Source organism: Nocardia sp. 852002-20019_SCH5090214, assembly GCF_001665865.1.
Lineage (GTDB): Bacteria > Actinomycetota > Actinomycetes > Mycobacteriales > Mycobacteriaceae > Nocardia > Nocardia nova.
On record NZ_LZMK01000211.1, the window covers coordinates 47,963 to 63,367 of the forward strand.

Annotated in this window: 16 protein-coding genes and 1 pseudogene; 4 read left to right on the plus strand and 13 right to left on the minus strand. The window is 68.0% G+C overall.

What is annotated here, in order from left to right; translation table 11 throughout:
* Positions 1 to 59: 59 nt before the first annotated feature.
* Both A5780_RS16780 and A5780_RS16785 read right to left on the minus strand, forming a co-directional pair.
* Positions 60 to 1,664 carry an ABC-F family ATP-binding cassette domain-containing protein gene (locus tag A5780_RS16780; protein WP_064908897.1) on the minus strand — a complete coding sequence of 535 codons (1,605 nt, stop codon included), beginning with the start codon at positions 1,662 to 1,664 and terminating at the stop codon, positions 60 to 62.
* A gap of 187 nt (positions 1,665 to 1,851) precedes the next feature.
* Positions 1,852 to 2,295: a nitroreductase/quinone reductase family protein gene (locus A5780_RS16785; RefSeq protein WP_063019237.1), complete on the minus strand. Its 444-nt coding sequence runs from the start codon at positions 2,293 to 2,295 to the stop codon at positions 1,852 to 1,854.
* Between the two features lie 156 nt (positions 2,296 to 2,451).
* On the opposite strand from A5780_RS16785, the gene A5780_RS16790 reads away from it, so the two are divergent.
* Positions 2,452 to 2,754 (plus strand): hypothetical protein, encoded by a 303-nt coding sequence (locus A5780_RS16790; RefSeq protein ID WP_051755453.1) that lies wholly within the window; start codon positions 2,452 to 2,454, stop codon positions 2,752 to 2,754.
* A gap of 53 nt (positions 2,755 to 2,807) precedes the next feature.
* On the opposite strand, the gene A5780_RS16795 is transcribed toward A5780_RS16790, so the two are convergent.
* The 7 genes from A5780_RS16795 to A5780_RS16825 all read right to left on the minus strand — a co-directional run bounded on the left by A5780_RS16795 (position 2,808) and on the right by A5780_RS16825 (position 10,964).
* On the minus strand, positions 2,808 to 3,221 hold the full coding sequence (locus tag A5780_RS16795) for a hypothetical protein (protein WP_146098662.1): 414 nt from the start codon (positions 3,219 to 3,221) through the stop codon (positions 2,808 to 2,810).
* A 149-nt stretch (positions 3,222 to 3,370) separates the two neighbouring features.
* Positions 3,371 to 3,928: an adenine phosphoribosyltransferase gene (locus A5780_RS16800; protein ID WP_369829530.1), complete on the minus strand. Its 558-nt coding sequence runs from the start codon at positions 3,926 to 3,928 to the stop codon at positions 3,371 to 3,373.
* A 50-nt stretch (positions 3,929 to 3,978) separates the two neighbouring features.
* Entirely contained in the window at positions 3,979 to 5,715 is a 1,737-nt protein-coding gene (locus A5780_RS16805; RefSeq protein ID WP_063019240.1) for an ABC transporter substrate-binding protein, read from the minus strand.
* On the minus strand, positions 5,715 to 6,917 hold the full coding sequence (gene secF / locus A5780_RS16810; protein ID WP_063019243.1) for a protein translocase subunit SecF: 1,203 nt from the start codon (positions 6,915 to 6,917) through the stop codon (positions 5,715 to 5,717). Before secF ends, A5780_RS16805 begins: the two co-directional genes overlap by 1 nt.
* Entirely contained in the window at positions 6,914 to 8,734 is a 1,821-nt protein-coding gene (secD, locus tag A5780_RS16815) for a protein translocase subunit SecD (RefSeq protein ID WP_064908898.1), read from the minus strand. Before secD ends, secF begins: the two co-directional genes overlap by 4 nt.
* A gap of 138 nt (positions 8,735 to 8,872) precedes the next feature.
* Positions 8,873 to 9,334 carry a preprotein translocase subunit YajC gene (gene yajC / locus A5780_RS43115; RefSeq protein WP_063019247.1) on the minus strand — a complete coding sequence of 154 codons (462 nt, stop codon included), beginning with the start codon at positions 9,332 to 9,334 and terminating at the stop codon, positions 8,873 to 8,875.
* Positions 9,335 to 9,470: 136 nt separating this feature from the next.
* Positions 9,471 to 10,964 (minus strand): NAD(P)/FAD-dependent oxidoreductase, encoded by a 1,494-nt coding sequence (locus A5780_RS16825; protein ID WP_064908899.1) that lies wholly within the window; start codon positions 10,962 to 10,964, stop codon positions 9,471 to 9,473.
* A 70-nt stretch (positions 10,965 to 11,034) separates the two neighbouring features.
* Between A5780_RS16825 and A5780_RS16830 the strand changes: the two genes are divergently transcribed.
* Both A5780_RS16830 and A5780_RS16835 read left to right on the plus strand, forming a co-directional pair.
* Complete coding sequence (locus tag A5780_RS16830) at positions 11,035 to 11,667, plus strand: TetR/AcrR family transcriptional regulator (RefSeq protein ID WP_369817498.1); 633 nt, start codon at positions 11,035 to 11,037, stop codon at positions 11,665 to 11,667.
* A gap of 22 nt (positions 11,668 to 11,689) precedes the next feature.
* The gene (locus tag A5780_RS16835) at positions 11,690 to 12,214 is read left to right on the plus strand and encodes a DivIVA domain-containing protein (protein ID WP_030513913.1); all 525 of its coding nucleotides are present in this window, start codon (positions 11,690 to 11,692) and stop codon (positions 12,212 to 12,214) included.
* A gap of 28 nt (positions 12,215 to 12,242) precedes the next feature.
* On the opposite strand, the gene ruvB is transcribed toward A5780_RS16835, so the two are convergent.
* From ruvB to A5780_RS16855, 4 genes are all read right to left on the minus strand, one after another.
* Positions 12,243 to 13,382, minus strand: a complete 1,140-nt coding sequence (gene ruvB / locus A5780_RS16840; RefSeq protein WP_231982983.1) for a Holliday junction branch migration DNA helicase RuvB — start codon at positions 13,380 to 13,382, stop codon at positions 12,243 to 12,245.
* Between the two features lie 5 nt (positions 13,383 to 13,387).
* Complete coding sequence (ruvA, locus tag A5780_RS16845) at positions 13,388 to 13,993, minus strand: Holliday junction branch migration protein RuvA (RefSeq protein ID WP_030513911.1); 606 nt, start codon at positions 13,991 to 13,993, stop codon at positions 13,388 to 13,390.
* Positions 13,990 to 14,559, minus strand: coding sequence for a crossover junction endodeoxyribonuclease RuvC (gene ruvC / locus A5780_RS16850; protein WP_030513910.1), 570 nt, complete (start codon positions 14,557 to 14,559; stop codon positions 13,990 to 13,992). Before ruvC ends, ruvA begins: the two co-directional genes overlap by 4 nt.
* Before the next feature lie 121 nt (positions 14,560 to 14,680).
* Positions 14,681 to 15,199 carry an O-acetyl-ADP-ribose deacetylase gene (locus tag A5780_RS16855; protein ID WP_064908902.1) on the minus strand — a complete coding sequence of 173 codons (519 nt, stop codon included), beginning with the start codon at positions 15,197 to 15,199 and terminating at the stop codon, positions 14,681 to 14,683.
* A 10-nt stretch (positions 15,200 to 15,209) separates the two neighbouring features.
* On the opposite strand from A5780_RS16855, the pseudogene A5780_RS41915 reads away from it, so the two are divergent.
* Positions 15,210 to 15,405, plus strand: a pseudogene (locus A5780_RS41915) (hypothetical protein); the annotation flags it as partial.

Consider the following 15,405-nt stretch of genomic DNA (forward strand, 5'->3'; position numbering starts at 1 on the left):
CCACTTTAGTAGGAGTTTTCCCCAAGGCGCACCGGTCCGGCCCGACGCACCCCGTTCGTTCAACCGGTTCCGGAGCCCGATTCATCCACCAACCCGTCCGGGGTCAATTCGAGGCGGCGCGTGATGCCGATCTCATCGAGGAAGCGCGGGTCGTGGCTGACTACGATCAGCGCACCCTCGAAGCTGGTCAGCGCCTCGGCGAGGTGGCGGAGACTGGGCAGGTCGAGGTTGTTGGTGGGCTCGTCGAGCAGCAGCAGTTTCGGCGCCGGTTCGGCGAGCAGCAGCATCGCCAGCGCGGCCCGCAACCGCTCGCCGCCCGACAGCGCCCCGGCCGCGACATCGGCGTCGGCGCCGCGGAACAGGAACCGCGCCAGTTGTGCGCGGATCTGCTCGGCGCCGGCGTGTGGCGCCGCCGCGGAGACGTTGTCGAAGACCGACAGCCGCTCGTCGAAGATGTCGAGTCGCTGCGGCAGCAGCCGCCACGGCACCTTCGGCGGTTCCTCGACGAGACGGTGCAGCAGGGTCGTCTTGCCGGCGCCGTTGCGCCCGGTGAGGGCGATGCGTTCGGGACCGTTCACCCGCAGCGTGACCACCGGTCCGTTGGCCAGCCGCACCTGTTCCATCGTCACCACGTCCTGGCCGGGATAGAGCCTGGTTCCCGGCAGGTCGACGCGGATCTCCCGATCGTCGCGCAGCAGTTCCTGGGCCTGCTCCAGGGTCGATCTGGCCTCCTCCACTTTCGCGATGTGGTTGTTGCGCAGTTTGCCCGCCGACACCTGCGCCTGGCGTTTGCGCTCGGCCATCACGATCTTCGGCTCGCGTTTGGTGTCCCACATCTTCTGCCCGTAGCGCTGGCGCCGGTCCAGTTTGATCCTGGCCTCCACCAGTTCGCGCGACTGTTTACGCACATCGCTGCGGGCATCGCGGATCGCCGCGCGCGCGGCTTCTTGCTCGGCCTCGATGATCTGCTCGTAATCGTCGAAATTCCCGCCGAAGGTGCGGATCTCACCGCGCCGCAGTTCGGCGACGGTGGTGACCCGCCGCAACAGTTCGCGGTCGTGGCTGACGGTGAGCACGGTGCCGGAGAATCCCTCGACCACGTCGTAAAGGCGTTGCCGCGCAGCGGAATCCAGATTGTTGGTGGGTTCGTCGAGCAACAGCACATCGGGTTCGCGCAGCAGTTCGGCCACCAGTCCGAGCAGTACCGTCTCCCCGCCGGACAGGGTGTCCAGGCGCCGATCCAGCTGCGCGACATCGTCGGCGAGGTAGTTCAGGCCCAGCCGGCCGAGCAGCGCGATCGCCGATTCCTCGACATCCCAGCGGTTTCCGACCTGCTCGAAATCGGCCTCGGTTCCGGCGCCGGATTCGATGCGATGCAGCGCGGCGCGCACCTCGCCGATGCCGAGTACGGCGTCGACGCGCTGTCCCGCGGCCAAGCCGAGATCCTGGCGCAGATATCCGAGCCGCCCCGCCACCGTCACCGAACCACGCACCGGGCGCAATTCCCCGGTGACCAGGCGCAACAGCGTGGATTTTCCGGCTCCGTTACTGCCCACCACACCGACGTGGCCGGGTCCGAGCACCGCGTCGAGACCGTCGAACACAGGGGTGCCGTCGGGCCATACGAAGGTGAGATCGGACAGAGAAATAGTCGAAATAGACATATGCGTGCTCCTGAGGGCGGCGGGAATGGCGCGCAGATATGCGGGCCACGCGATGGCTACCTCAGAAGAGCAACGGCAGAACTCCGATCAACGGAAACAAGACTCGGCAACTTTAGCGGACCGAAAGGCGGGCCGCAAGATCATGTCGCCGGTGATACGCGTCACCGGCGACGGAAGCCGTTGCGGCTCAGTTGATTCGGAAGACCGGGAAGCCCGGCGCGATGGCGGCGAGTTCGGCGTCGGTGGCGTTTGCGGTCACGCCCTCGAAGAATTTGCCGACCTCCCAGCCCCACTTCTTCAGGTACAGCCGCAGCACGGGTACCTTGTCGGCATCGGCGACCTCGGTCACCGTGAACACCTCGGTCTTGCGCCCGAGCCGCAACTCTCCGCCGCCGGCGACGCGGATATTGCGGACCCACTGGGTACGACCGCGAGGAGCGACCAGATACCGGGTTCCGTCCGCATCCTGCAGGACGTTGACCATCGTGGTCCGCCACTCCCCGGAGGTGCGACCGCGCACGGCAAGCAGCCGGGAACCCATCACGCTGATGCCCCATTTCGGCAGGGCGTTGAACATCCGGTTCATGATCGGGTCGATGCCGGTGGGCGCTATGTACCGGGTGGCGTTCATGACTACTCCTCGCTTTTGTGAGCGCTGCTCTCTTCGATGACTCAATCATCGCCCACGGGCGCACCCCTGTCAAGAGCAGCGCTCACATTTGTAGAAGTTCAGACCTCTGGACAAAATCGGCTGCGTTCAACGCCGTCAGGCGGGTATCCGGCCGGCATGTACAGATATAGAACCTATGGCACGAACCGCACGGGTGGGCTGGCGGCGATCGTCAGCACGATCGGCGGTGTGCTCGCTCTGATCGAAATCGTCTACATCCTGCTGCAGGTCTTCGACGCCAACCAGACCAACCGGTTCTTCACCTTCATCAAGGGGTTGGCCGAACCGCTGGCGCTGTTCTTCCCGGGCCTGTTCAACACCGGCTCCCGAGATTGGGACATCATCATCAACTACGGTCTGGCAGCGGTGTTCTGGCTCGTGGTGACCGGGATCATCGCCCGGCTGCTGGCGCGGATCTAGTGGCGCCGGAAGCGGATCGACTCGGTGTTCGATCAGCCCGGGGTCGAACCAGCTCAGGGCTCGTGCGGGGTAAGGAACTCCATCCGGTGATGGTGCAGGAATTCGAAGGCCGGGGCCCAATGCCCGGTGAAGACGTCCTCTTCCTTACCCACCGCATGCTGTGAGGCCGCGCCCGTGCGCGGATCTCGGCAGACGACGCGAGCGCTGTGGCGTCCGGACGAGACCGGTCCGCTGTCCAGCTCCACCGAGCCGTCCGAACCGACCGTACGCCAGGGCATATCGATATCCGAGCCGGTGATCCGGCAGGTTTGCCCGGCCTTCTCCCCCGTGACCCGGGCCGTGACGGTGGCGCCGCCGCGCAGCGCCACCGAAGGAGTAGCCGCGGCGGTCGCGGCGCCGACGATGAACGCCACGCCCACCGCGCCCGCCAGAGCGGCCCCGATTCGGGTACGCCGACTACGGCTCATCGCCACCACCGGTCGGCGCCTCCTGCTCCGGCATTGTCGCGCGCACTGCGGTACTCGTTCATGCGATCGTCCGTCGGTCGTTCATCCGGGCCCCCTTGCCGCACGTCAGCATAACGACCCCCGCGCGGGCCCCACAACCGACACGCGATTTACACCTGCACGATCGAAGTCAGCGGGTATTCGCCCTGGCGAGCGCGCCCGCCGAGGTCGCCGATCTCGAGTACCACCGCGGTCGCGACCACCTGCGCCCCGGCACTGCGGAACAGTTCCGCCGCGGCGGCCAGCGTGCCGCCGGTGGCGAGGACATCGTCGAGCAGCAGCACCTTGCGGCCACCGAGGTCGATGCCGTCGGCCGGAATTTCCAGTGCGGCGGAGCCGTATTCGAGGGTGTACTCACGCGAGAGCACCGGTGGCGGCAGCTTGCCCCCCTTGCGCACGGCCACGACCCCGGTCCCCAGCAGCGCCGCCACACCCGCGCCCAGCAGGAACCCGCGCGCGTCCACGCCGGCCACCAGATCGGCGTCGGGAGCACAGGCGGCCAGGCATTCGATCACCGCGTGGAAGCCTTCGGCATCGGCGAATACCGGGGTCAGATCCGCGAAACGCACACCGGGGGTGGGAAAATCGTCGTGCCAGCGCGTCAGTCGCCCGACCACCTCGGCGGTCCGCGCAACCTTCTCCTCCGCGGTTTCGGCCGTTTCCACCATCGTGTGCTTACTCATCTACACCCGCTCCCTCATCCAGCGTCCGAGGACGCTCACCGCCGCAACACCCAGCGGTCCATATTCCAGCCCGCACCGGCCTTGGTGGGGCTCGCGACCCCGTTCTCCAGCCCTTTCCCGAACGCTACGGTCCGAGGCGTGTTGAACAGCGGGATCGACGGCATCTCGTTCCACAGCAGATTCTCGGCCTCGGTGTCCAGATTCAACACCGTCACCGAATTGTCGTCCGCCGCAAGCTGATCCGCGATCGCATCGTAACGCCCGTTGCCGAACCGCCCGAAATTCGCGCCCTGGCCGGTGCGCAACGCTGCGGTCGCCTCGATCCCCGGCAGGGAACCGGCGGGGCCCACGGCGGCCGCGGTGCCACCGAGTACGGCGTCCACCTTGCCGGCGCCCAGTTCCGCGGGCGTGAAGTCCGCCGCACCGGCGTCGACGACGGTCACGCCCGCCGCCTTGCAGGCATCCGCGATCATCGCCACCGTGCGCGCACGACGGTCGTCGGGACTGCGATAGCCGATCCGGATCGTCGGATTGGCCACCCCGGCCGCGGACAGGGCGCGCTGCGCGCCCGGCGCGTCGCCCGCGCGGTATTTGTCCGCCGGACCCGTGATCGCCGGGTAGTACACCGAATCGGCCTGGACCGTCCGGGAATCGAGGGGGCCGGATCCCAGGCCGGACTTGTTGTCGAAACCCGGATGTCCCAGCGTGTCGAACAACGCCTGCCGCGGGACGCACAGTGCGAACGCGCGCCGGGCATCGGCGGAGGCGAAGACGCCCGCGGTGGACAGCACCAACTGCTCGGCGCCGCGGCCCGGTTCCTGATTCACCGAAAACTTGTTCAGGCCCAGATCTTTCACCGAGCCTGCGCCGATGTCGACCACCTCGACGGAGTTGTCGGAGATCTTCTTCTTCAGGTCGGCGTTCTTGGGCCACACCACGATTCGGGGAGTGGCGGGCTTGTTGCCCCACCACTTGTCGTTCTTGACCAGCACCAAACCGTCACCGTCGCTGTAGGACTCGATGCGATACGGCCCCGACGACGGCAGCAGGTCGGCGTTGATGTCACCGGATTTCAGATTCCAGCCGGTATTCCAGAACTGCGCCAGCCGGTCCAATGCGGCCTGGTCGCCGGACTGCACCGCCGCCACCACATTCGGCACACCCGCGGCCTTGGCCGCGATATGGGACGGCATCAGATCCCCGGCGTTGAACAGCGTCCGCCACGCCAGGAAGTGATGATCGGGCCGGAACACCACGGTGGCGTCCTTGGATCCGGGCTGGCATTCGACCCGCTCGATATCGGAGTAGCCGGTGGTGGAGGCGGCGTCGAACAGCGGAATCGCGCCGCCCGGGCCCGGTTTGGTGAATCGCCCACTGCGCGCGGCCCATTCGAGCACGAGATCATCGCACGAGGTGGGTACGCCGTCGGAATAGACCGCGTCGCGGTTGAGCCGGTACCGGATGGTCTGCGCCTCGCCGGCCACCTCGTTCGCGGTGCCGACATCGGTGTCGGCGACGGGCTGGCCGTCCGGACCGGTGTAGTAGAACCCGGTCAGCACGCGGGCGAACAGCGCCGCGGAGCCGCCCGCGACACCGGCCGAACTCCCGCCGTTGTAGGTGGCCGGCACCGCGTCGACGGCATATCCGATGGATGGCACCTGGTTCTTGCTCGAACAACCCGCGATCACCCCGGTGAGCAGTGCCCCGGCCGCGATCACACCGAATGTCCGCCGGAGCGTCCGCCGCACGCGATCCGACCCCCTTCGCCTCATCAGTGGGTTCTCTTGTGCCGCTTCCCGGTGGGCCGGGCACCGGGTCTCGGTGCGGCGGAACCGCTGTCGCGGGTGCGGGTCGCGACCGGGGCACCGGAGGTGCGACGACCCAGCGCCTCACCCGTGCGGCCGGTATCGCCGGCGGCGCGCTTGGCGAGCACCTTACGGGTGTGCGCGGCCACCGGGCCGAAGCGTTCCTTGATCGACACCAGCAGCGGCACGGCGAAGAAGATCGACGAGTAGGCGCCGACGATCATGCCGACCAGCTGCACCAGCGCGAGGTCCTTCAGCGTGCCCACACCGAGCAGCCAGACCGCGATCACCAGCATGCCGACGATGGGCAGAATGCCGATCACCGTGGTGTTGATCGAGCGCATCAGCGTCTGGTTGGCGGCGAGATTGGCCTGTTCACCGTAGGTGCGCCGAGTCAGATGCAGAACACCGCGGGTGTTCTCCTCGACCTTGTCGAACACCACGACGTTGTCGTAGAGCACGTAGCCCAGGATGGTCAGCAGACCGATCACCGCGGCGGGCGTCACCTCGAAGCCGACGATCGAATAGATGCCGGCGGTGACGATCAGGTTGAAGAACAGCGAGGCGATGGCGGCGATCGACATATCGCGTTCGAATCGAATGGCGATGTAGACCATCGTCAACAGGACGAACACCACCAGCGCGATGATCGCCTTGCGGGTGATCTGCCCACCCCAGGTCTCGCTGATCTCGGTGACGCTGATGACGCTGCGGCTGGCCGTACCGCTGGAATCCTTCGGGTGGTACTTCGTGAACAGCGCGTCCGCGATCTTGTCCTGCTGCGCGGAATCCAGTGTCTCGGAACGGATCTCGAAGGAGGCCGAGGAACCGGATCCGACCTTCTGCACGGTGACCGGGCTGTGTCCCAGGGCTTGGGAGTAGGTGTCCTCGACCGAGGTCGTGGTCATACCGCTGGTCGCCGGGATCTGGATCTTCGTACCACCGGCGAAATCGATGCCGAGGGTGAAGCCGCGCACCGCGATACTCAGCACCGCGATCAGGACCAGCACGGCGGCGATGCCGTAGTACAGCTTGCGCCGGCCGACGATCCGGAAGCCGCCGGTACCGGTGTAGAGGCGTTCGAAGAATCCGTGCTTCGGCGCTTCCCCGGCGGGCAGCGACTCGTCCACGATCGGTTCCTCCAACACCTGACTGCGATTGTCGCTCATCGTGACCCCGTCCCTACGAGTGTGCCCGCCGCCTTACGCTCCCGCGCGATCTGCTGCACCGCGCCCAGACCGTTGACCGACGGCTTCGCCCAGAACGGCGAGCGCGAGGCCAGCATCATCAGCGGCGAGGTCACCAGGTAGAGCACCACCACGTCGAGCACGGTGGTGAGGCCGAGGGTGAACGCGAAGCCCTTCACCTGCCCGGCCGCCAGGATGTAGAGCACCACCGAGGCGATGAGGCTGACGGTCTTACCCGAGAGGTTGGTGCGCTGCGCGCGAGCCCAGCCGCGCGGGACGGCCGAGCGGAAACTGCGGCCCTCGCGCATCTCGTCCTTGATGCGTTCGAAGAACACCACGAACGAGTCCGCGGTCATACCGATACCGATGATCAGACCGGCGATACCGGCCAGGTCGAGGGTGAAGTTGATCCACCTGCCGAGCAGCACGATGATCCCGTATACCGCCACACCCGAGGCCACCAGCGAGAACCCGGCCAGGAAGCCGAGCATCCGGTAGTAGAGCAGGCAGTACAGCAGCACCGCGACCAAACCGATCGCACCGGCGATCAGACCGGCGTGCAGCGAGGCCAGGCCGAGCGTCGCCGACACCGTGGAGGCTTCCGAGACCTCGAACGACAGCGGCAGCGAGCCGTACTTCAGCGAGTTGGCGAGTTCCTTGGCGGTGGAGGCGTTGAACTGGCCGGTGATCTGGGTCGTACCGCCGAGCTGCGGCCCCTGCTGCACGACGGGCGCGCTGATCACCTTCGAGTCGAGGGTGAAGGCCACCTGCTTCTGCAGGTATTCCTTGGTGAGATCGGCCCACGCGTCGGCGTTCTTGAACGTCAGATCGACCGCCCACTGCGACTGCTGGTTCAGCGACGAACTCGCATCCTTGATGTCCTGGCCGTCGATGCGCATCGGGGCCAGCAGGTACACCGCGTTGCCGTCCGACGAGCAGGTCACCAGCGGCAGCTTCGGATCGTCGTTACCGGCCAGCGGGTCGGGCTTGTGGCAGTCCAGTTGCTGGGCCGCCAGCTGCTGGACCTGCGGGTCGGTGCTCTGCCGCAGCGCACGCGCCGCGTCGATCTCCTGCTTGGCCTGTTGCTGCGGCGTCAGCGCCGGATTCGGCGCACCGGGCTCCGGAGAGGGTGCCGGAGCCGGCGTCGTCGGAGCCTGCGCCGGAGCCGGGAAGACCCGGTTCTGCGCGGTCGTGCCCGAGGATTCGCCGGTGCCGGACGTCTCACCCGAAGAGGCCGTCCCCGAGGAGGTGCCGGATTCGTTCGACGGCTTCGACTCGGTACCGGGCGACGCACCCGGTGCGGGTGCCTGCTGGCCCGCCCCCGGAGCCGGCGCCGGGGGGTTGGCGGGCGGGGTGCCGGGCTGCTCCGCGCCGGGAGCGGGCTCGCCACCGGTCTGGACCTTGCCGTCGGGCCCGACCGGGAGTGGCTGTCCGACCACCGGGCGGATGTACAGCTTGGCCGTGGTGGCCAGCGACTTCGCCTGCTGCCCGTCGCTGCCGGGCACGGTGATGACCAGGTTGTTGCCGTCGATCACCACCTCGGAACCGGCCACACCGAGGCCGTTGACCCGGGATTCGATGATCTGCTGGGCCTGCTTGAGGCTGTCCTTGCTCGGCTTACCGCCGTCGGGCGTGCGCGGGGTCAGCGTGACCTGGGTTCCACCCTGCAGGTCGATTCCCAGTTTGGGTTCCGGCGACTTGTCACCGGTGAAGAACACCAACGCGTAGATCACCGCGAGCAGCACGGCGTAGACGCCGAGCAGCCGCAGCGGATGCCCCGTTCCCTTGGAAGGTGGCACAGTACATATCTCCTAGGCGGTGAGGGTGGCGGCCGGAATTGCGGCATGACCTGCGAGCACGGAGCACCGGCGAACGCGGGCCCACGGACACGCCGCACCGCCGTCGCGGCGGCGGAGCGCTGCGACGGCGGAAGCGGGTCAGTCTTTGCGCAGCCGGGCTGCGGTGTCCTCGACGGATTCCTCCACACCGGAGGCCGAGGCCGATCCGTTGGCCGCCGAGCCGTTCGCGGAAGCCGAACCGTTCGTCCCGTTGGTGCCGGCAGTCTCCGCTGCGGGGGCGGCGATCGCCCCGTCGCCGGACTCCTCGGTGTCGGAAGCCGCCTCGGCGGAGTCGGCGGTGTCGCCACCGGGGCGCACATCGCGAATGGCGGCGCGCAGCCAGGTGGTCACCACATCCTCGGCGATCTCCAGGTCGACGGTCTCCTCGTCGAGGTCGACCACGGTGCCGTAGAGGCCGGAGGTGGTGGTGACCTGGTCACCGACCTTCACGCTCTCCTGCATATCGGCGACCTTCTGCGCTTCGCGCTTCTGGCGGCGGACACCGAGAAACATCGGTACGAGCAGAACTACCAGTAGCAGCGGAAACAGCAGGTTCGCCATCGTCGTAGTCGGTCCTAGTTTGGTGGGTTGGATGGGCTGTACCCACACAGTCTGCCAGCAACCTGGAATATCGCCACACCCGCGGTGCGCGCGGCGAGGTGCGCCACACCGGCGCGAACCCCGCCGCAGCGGTGCCTCAGGCGGCGGGCGCGCCGTAGACGTAGTCGTCGAGCGGGAAGTTCACCGCTTCGCGGTGGGTGGTGATCGTGCTGTTCGGGCGCAGCAGCGCGGCCTCGCCGTGCTGGTTGAAGTAGTAGCTGCGGGCCGTCGAGCAACTCCCGGCGTAGAAGACCGACGAGCCGAGCTTCTCGGTCACGTAGTCCAGGAAGCGCGCGTTGGCCTCTTCCCGCACCTCGAAGACCTCCTCACCGCGCCGGCGAGCCTCGCGCAGCAGCCGGTCCATGTGCTTCATCTGCGCCTCGATGGTGGTGAAGTAGGACAGACCGCTGTAGGAGTAGGGGCTGTTGAGGCTGAAGAAGTTCGGGAACTTCGGCACCGTGATGCCCTCGTAGGCCTGGAATCGGTTGTCGCGCCAAAACTTTCCGAGATTCACCCCGTCGCGTCCGATGATCTCGACGGCCGGGAAGTTCACCTCCCAGAGATTGAAGCCGGTCGCGAGGATCAGCGTGTCGATCTCGGTCTTGTGCCCGTCCGCGGTCACGATGCCGTCGGCCTCGACATGGTCGATCGCATTGGTCTCGAGCCGCACGTGCGGTTCGTTGAAGGTCTTGAAGTAGGTGTTGGAGAAGGTGGGCCGCTTGCAGCCGAAGTCGTAGTGCGGCGTCAGCTTGTCGCGGGTCTCCTTGTCGCGCACCTGCGCGCGCAGATGCGCCTTCGCCAGCAGTGCGGCGCCCTTGTTGCCGAGTTTGGCCTGCTTGTAGTGCAGGACACCGGAGACCATCAGCAGTTCCAGAGCGCCGGTGTTGACCAGTCGCGCCGCCTTCTGGGTCAGCGGCACCTTCTCGAACAGCCGTTGAACGCGCTTCGGAATGGCGGTGTCGACCTTGGGTACGACCCAGATCGGCGTGCGCTGGAAGACGGTCAGTTCCGCGACCTTCTTCGCGGCCTCCGGCACGAGCTGTACGGCGGTGGCGCCGGTGCCGATGACGGCGGCGCGCCGGCCGGTCAGATCGAAATCGTCCTCCCAGGCGGTGGTGTGGATGATCTTGCCGGCGAAGCTGTCGATGCCCGGGAACGGCGGGGTGTAGGGCTGGGACAGGAATCCGGTCGCGGTGAGCAGATAGCGCGCGGTGAGGGTTTCACCACCCTCGACCGACACCACCCAGTGCGCGTGTTCGGAATCCCAGCGAGCGCCGCCGACGACCTGGTTGAACCGCATCCGGCGGCGCAGGTCGTATTTGTCCGCGATGTGCTCGGCGTACTTCTTGAGCTCGGCGCCCGGGGCGAACAGCCGCGACCAGTGCGGATTCGGTTCGAACGAATACGAGTAGGTCACCGAGGCGATATCGACGGCCAGGCCCGGGTAGTGATTGACGTGCCAGGTCCCGCCCAGGCCGTCCTCACGCTCGAGGATCAGGAAATTCTTCAGACCGAGACGATCCAGCTGAATTCCGGCCCCCATACCGCCGAATCCCGCACCGACCACCACGGCGTCGTACTGAGGTGCCACGCCGAACCTCCCTGTTACCTGACGTATCTGATACGGAATGACACATCATTCCGTTTCGGAACACCGTATCATCGGGTCCGTGCCGAAGCCATCCACACATCTGGAGCGACGCAAGGCCGAACTGCGGCAACAGATCATCGACACCGCCTTCGCCTGCTTCGCCGACAAGGGCTATCACGCCACCGGAATCGCCGATATCGCCACGGCCCTCGGAATCGGGCACGGGACGTTCTATCGCTACTTCGAGAACAAGCGCGACATCATCGACCACGTGATCGACGATCTCGCCGCGCGGATCATCGAGGCGCTCGGAACGGAGAACGCGCCCGACGCGGCGACCTCGCTCGCCGATTACCGGCGTCAGCTGGACCGCATCGGCGTCGCGCTGCACCGGATCTTCCTCGAAGACCGTCGGGTCGCGCAGTTGCTGCTGTTCCAGGCGACCGGCATCGATCCGGAGTTGACGATGCGGCTCTACGGCCTGCTCGACACCGCCGACGCGCTGACCACCGGATATCTCGAGCACGGTGTGGAATTGGGCTATCTGCGGGCCGACCTCGACGCCGCCAATACGGCCAAGGCGGTGACCGGCATGCTGCTCGCGGCCATCGTGCACGGCCTGCGCGATCCCGATCCGGAGTCGACCGCCGGACTGGCCCAGGCGATTCCGCGATTGTTGATCGACGGGGTGCGCGCCGGCTGAGCGGTGTTGTAACAATGTGCGGGTGACGCCGGAGTATGTGCGAGGGATCCGTTTCGGCCGGGCCCCGATCGGGCACCGCGGCTACGACCCCGCCGAGGTCGACGCGTTCTGCGCCGCCCTCGCCGATGCCTTCGCGGGCCGGGCCATTGTGAGCGCGGCCGCCATTCGCGGACACGAATTCGGCCTGGCCGCTCCCGGCCGCCGCGATTACGACCGCGACGAGGTGGACGCATTTCTCGATCGCGCCTGCGTGGCGCTGGAATCCGCGCGCTACGGCCCGGCACGGCCGCAGGTGGCGTGGCCGCCGTCGCCGGAATATGTTTCCCGGCTGCGGTTTTCGGCGCCGCCGCTGGGCCGGAGCGGATATGTCGCCGACGAGGTCGACGCGTTCCGCGAGCGCGTCGCCGCGCTACTGGCACAGGCCGCGACGGGATGGGACGCGGCGGCGATCCGCCCCGCATTCGGCACCGCCGCGGCAGGGGTCCGGGCCTACCATCGCGGCGAGGTGGATGCCTTCGTGGATGCGGTCGCGGCGCTGGTGAGCTGACGCGATCGAACTGGCGGGCCGGACGCGATCAGTCGAACAGGTCGAGGGTGGGCTGAACTTCGCGGCCTCGGACCTCGATGGATCCGAAAACCAGATCCGGCGGCGGCACCAGGCCCAGATGCTCCCAGGCGGCGGCGGTGGCGACCCGCCCGCGCGGGGTGCGCGCGACCATACCGGCGCGAACCAGGAACGGTTCGCACACCTCCTCGACGGTGGCAGCCTCCTCCCCCACGGCCACCGCCAGCGTCGACACACCGACCGGGCCGCCGCCGAAGCCGCGGACCAGCGCGCCCAGGACGGCGCGGTCGAGCCGGTCCAATCCCAGCGAATCCACGTCGTAGACCGCCAGCGCGGCCTTGGCGATGTCCCGGGTGACCAGGCCGTCGGCCCGTACCTCGGCATAGTCGCGGACCCGGCGCAGCAGCCGGTTGGCGATGCGAGGTGTACCCCGGGAGCGGCCGGCGATCTCTGCCGCCGCATCGGATTCGATGCGCACGCCGAGGATCGCCGCCGAACGCTGCAGAATGCGCTGCAGTTCCTCGGGCTCGTAGAAGTCCATATGGCCGGTGAAGCCGAAGCGGTCGCGCAGCGGGCCGGTCAGCGCGCCCGAGCGCGTGGTGGCGCCGACCAGGGTGAACGGCGCGATCTCCAAGGGGATCGAGGTCGCTCCCGGTCCCTTGCCGACCACGACGTCGACCCGGAAATCCTCCATCGCCAGGTACAGCATCTCCTCGGCCGGGCGGGCCATGCGGTGGATCTCGTCGATGAACAGCACGTCGCCCTCGACGAGATTGCTCAGCATCGCGGCCAGGTCACCGGCGCGTTCCAGAGCCGGTCCGGACGTGATGCGCAGCGCGGTACCGAGTTCGGCGGCGATGATCATCGCCATACTGGTCTTGCCGAGCCCGGGCGGGCCGGACAGCAGGACGTGGTCGGGGGTGCCGCCGCGCTGGGTCGCACCGCGCAGGACCAGAGCCAGCTGCTCGCGCACCCGGGGCTGCCCGATGAAGTCGTCCAGGGATTTCGGGCGCAGGCCGGCCTCGATGTCGCCGTCGGAGGTCAGGTAGTTCGCGGTGACCGCGGATTCGCCGCCGTCCGCACCGGTGTCGACATCGTCGGTGCCGGGAGCGATACCGTCACTGCCGGAAGGGAATTCGTCGTCGTGCATCGGCGTCACCGATTCCGGCCGAGGATCGCCAGTGCGGCCCGCAGGGCCTGCGAGGTACCCAGTTCGGGCTGTTCGGCGAGGACACCGTCGACGGCGGGCTCGGCCTGCTTCACCGGGAACCCGAGACCGGTCAACGCCTCCACGACCTGATCACGCACCGGGGTGACGACCGGGGTGGGCGCCGCGCCGGGCGGGGCGGACTGCACGGGAACCAGATTCACCTTGTCGCGCAATTCGACCACCATGCGCTCGGCCCCGCGTTTACCGATGCCCGGTACGCGGGTCAGTGCGGCGACGTTGCTCTCCGCCAACGCTTTTCGCAGCGCCTCGGGCTCGAGCACCGCCAGCACCGCCATCGCCAGCCGGGGACCGACACCGGAGACGGTTTGCAGCAGCCCGAACAGATCGCGCGCCTCGGTATCGGCAAAGCCGTACAGCGTCATCGAATCCTCGCGCACGATCATCGCGGTGTAGAGGCGGGCCTCGTCGCCGCGGGTGAGACCGGCCAGCGTGGAGGGGGTGGCGTTGAGCCGGTATCCGACGCCCGCAGCCTCCAGCACCGCGTGGTCGAGCCCGATCTCGAGCACCTCACCGCGCACCGACGCGATCACCTGGTCACCGCCTTTCGTTGCTGGGCAAGCCTTTCGGCGTATCTGCGCCGCGCCTGTTCGGCCTGGGCCTCCGCCTTCGCCATCCGCTCCAGCATCGGCGCCCGCCAGCAGTGGCAGATCGCCAGCGCCAGGGCGTCGGCCGCGTCGGCCGGTTTCGGCGCCGTCTGCAAGCCTAAAATGCGGGTCACCATCGCCGTCACCTGAGCCTTGTCCGCGGAACCGTTGCCGGTCACCGCCGCTTTGACCTGGCTCGGAGTGTGGAAGGCGACGGGTATGCCGCGCCGCGCGGCGGCCAGCGCGATCACCCCGCCGGCCTGTGCGGTGCCCATCGCGGTGCGGACGTTGTGCTGGGAGAAGACCCGCTCGATCGCGACCGCCTCGGGCCGATGGGTGTCCATCCAGTGCTCGGCGGCGTCGGCGACGCCCAGCAGCCGCTGCGCGAGGTCCATATCGGCCGGTGTCCGCACGACGTCGACGTCGAGCGCGGTGACCTGCCGCCCCAGACCGCCCTCGACGATGCTCAGGCCGCACCGGGTGAGCCCGGGGTCGACACCCATCACCCGCACGAAATGCACCCCTGTCGATTCGCGAACAATTGTTCGAAGTCTAACCGAGAGCCCCCGCACCGGCGGCCACCGACACGGAGCCGGGACGCCGCGACCCCGCACCGCGGAGCGACGAAGCCGGCTATTCCAGTGCGGCCAGCGCGGACTCGAACACCCGATGCGCGGTCGCGCCGAACAGGACGAAACGGATCTCGGCGGCGCCGGTACGCGCCGCCCGGACGGTGTCGAGGGCGATCCGGGCGCCGTCGTCGAGAGGCCAGCCGTACACGCCGGTGGAGATCGCCGGGAAGGCGATCGTGCGGGCTCCCAATTCCTCTGCGACACGCAGGGATTCGCGGTAGCAGGAGGCCAGCAGGGCGGAGCGGTCGTGTTTCGCCGCCCAGACCGGGCCGACGGTGTGGATCACCCAGCGGGCGGGAAGGTTGCCGGCCGTCGTCGCCACGGCCGCCCCGGTGGGCAGGCCGTCGGGATAGGTCGTCGCCCGCAACTGCTTGCAGGCGGCGAGGATGTCGGGTCCGCCGCGGCGGTGGATCGCACCGTCGACCCCACCGCCACCCAGCAGCCCGGAGTTGGCGGCATTGACCACAGCGTCCACGTCTTGTTCGGTGATATCCCCGCGCAACAGCACGATTTCGGCCATATTCCCCATTGTGCCCGCGCGGGGCTCGCGCGGCGCCGGACTTCGACCCCATCTGCCCCGGCCGCCCGGCCGGACCGGACTCCGAGCGAGTTCACAGGGTTTCTCGAGGAACGCCACCGACAATTACGCCGTGTTCCCGCACAACGGCCGCAATGTCGTGGCCCGCACCGGCGCCAACCACTTCACCCTGCGCCGGATCGAGAACC

Coding starts and splice junctions, on each gene's coding strand:
- A5780_RS16780 (WP_064908897.1), bottom strand. CDS start 1,664: ATGTCTATTTCGACTATTTCTCTGTCCGATCTCACCTTCGTATGGCCC.
- A5780_RS16785 (WP_063019237.1), bottom strand. CDS start 2,295: ATGAACGCCACCCGGTACATAGCGCCCACCGGCATCGACCCGATCATG.
- A5780_RS16790 (WP_051755453.1), top strand. CDS start 2,452: ATGTACAGATATAGAACCTATGGCACGAACCGCACGGGTGGGCTGGCG.
- A5780_RS16795 (WP_146098662.1), bottom strand. CDS start 3,221: ATGAGCCGTAGTCGGCGTACCCGAATCGGGGCCGCTCTGGCGGGCGCG.
- A5780_RS16800 (WP_369829530.1), bottom strand. CDS start 3,928: ATGGTGGAAACGGCCGAAACCGCGGAGGAGAAGGTTGCGCGGACCGCC.
- A5780_RS16805 (WP_063019240.1), bottom strand. CDS start 5,715: ATGAGGCGAAGGGGGTCGGATCGCGTGCGGCGGACGCTCCGGCGGACA.
- secF (WP_063019243.1), bottom strand. CDS start 6,917: ATGAGCGACAATCGCAGTCAGGTGTTGGAGGAACCGATCGTGGACGAG.
- yajC (WP_063019247.1), bottom strand. CDS start 9,334: ATGGCGAACCTGCTGTTTCCGCTGCTACTGGTAGTTCTGCTCGTACCG.
- ruvB (WP_231982983.1), bottom strand. CDS start 13,382: ATGCACGACGACGAATTCCCTTCCGGCAGTGACGGTATCGCTCCCGGC.
- A5780_RS16855 (WP_064908902.1), bottom strand. CDS start 15,199: ATGGCCGAAATCGTGCTGTTGCGCGGGGATATCACCGAACAAGACGTG.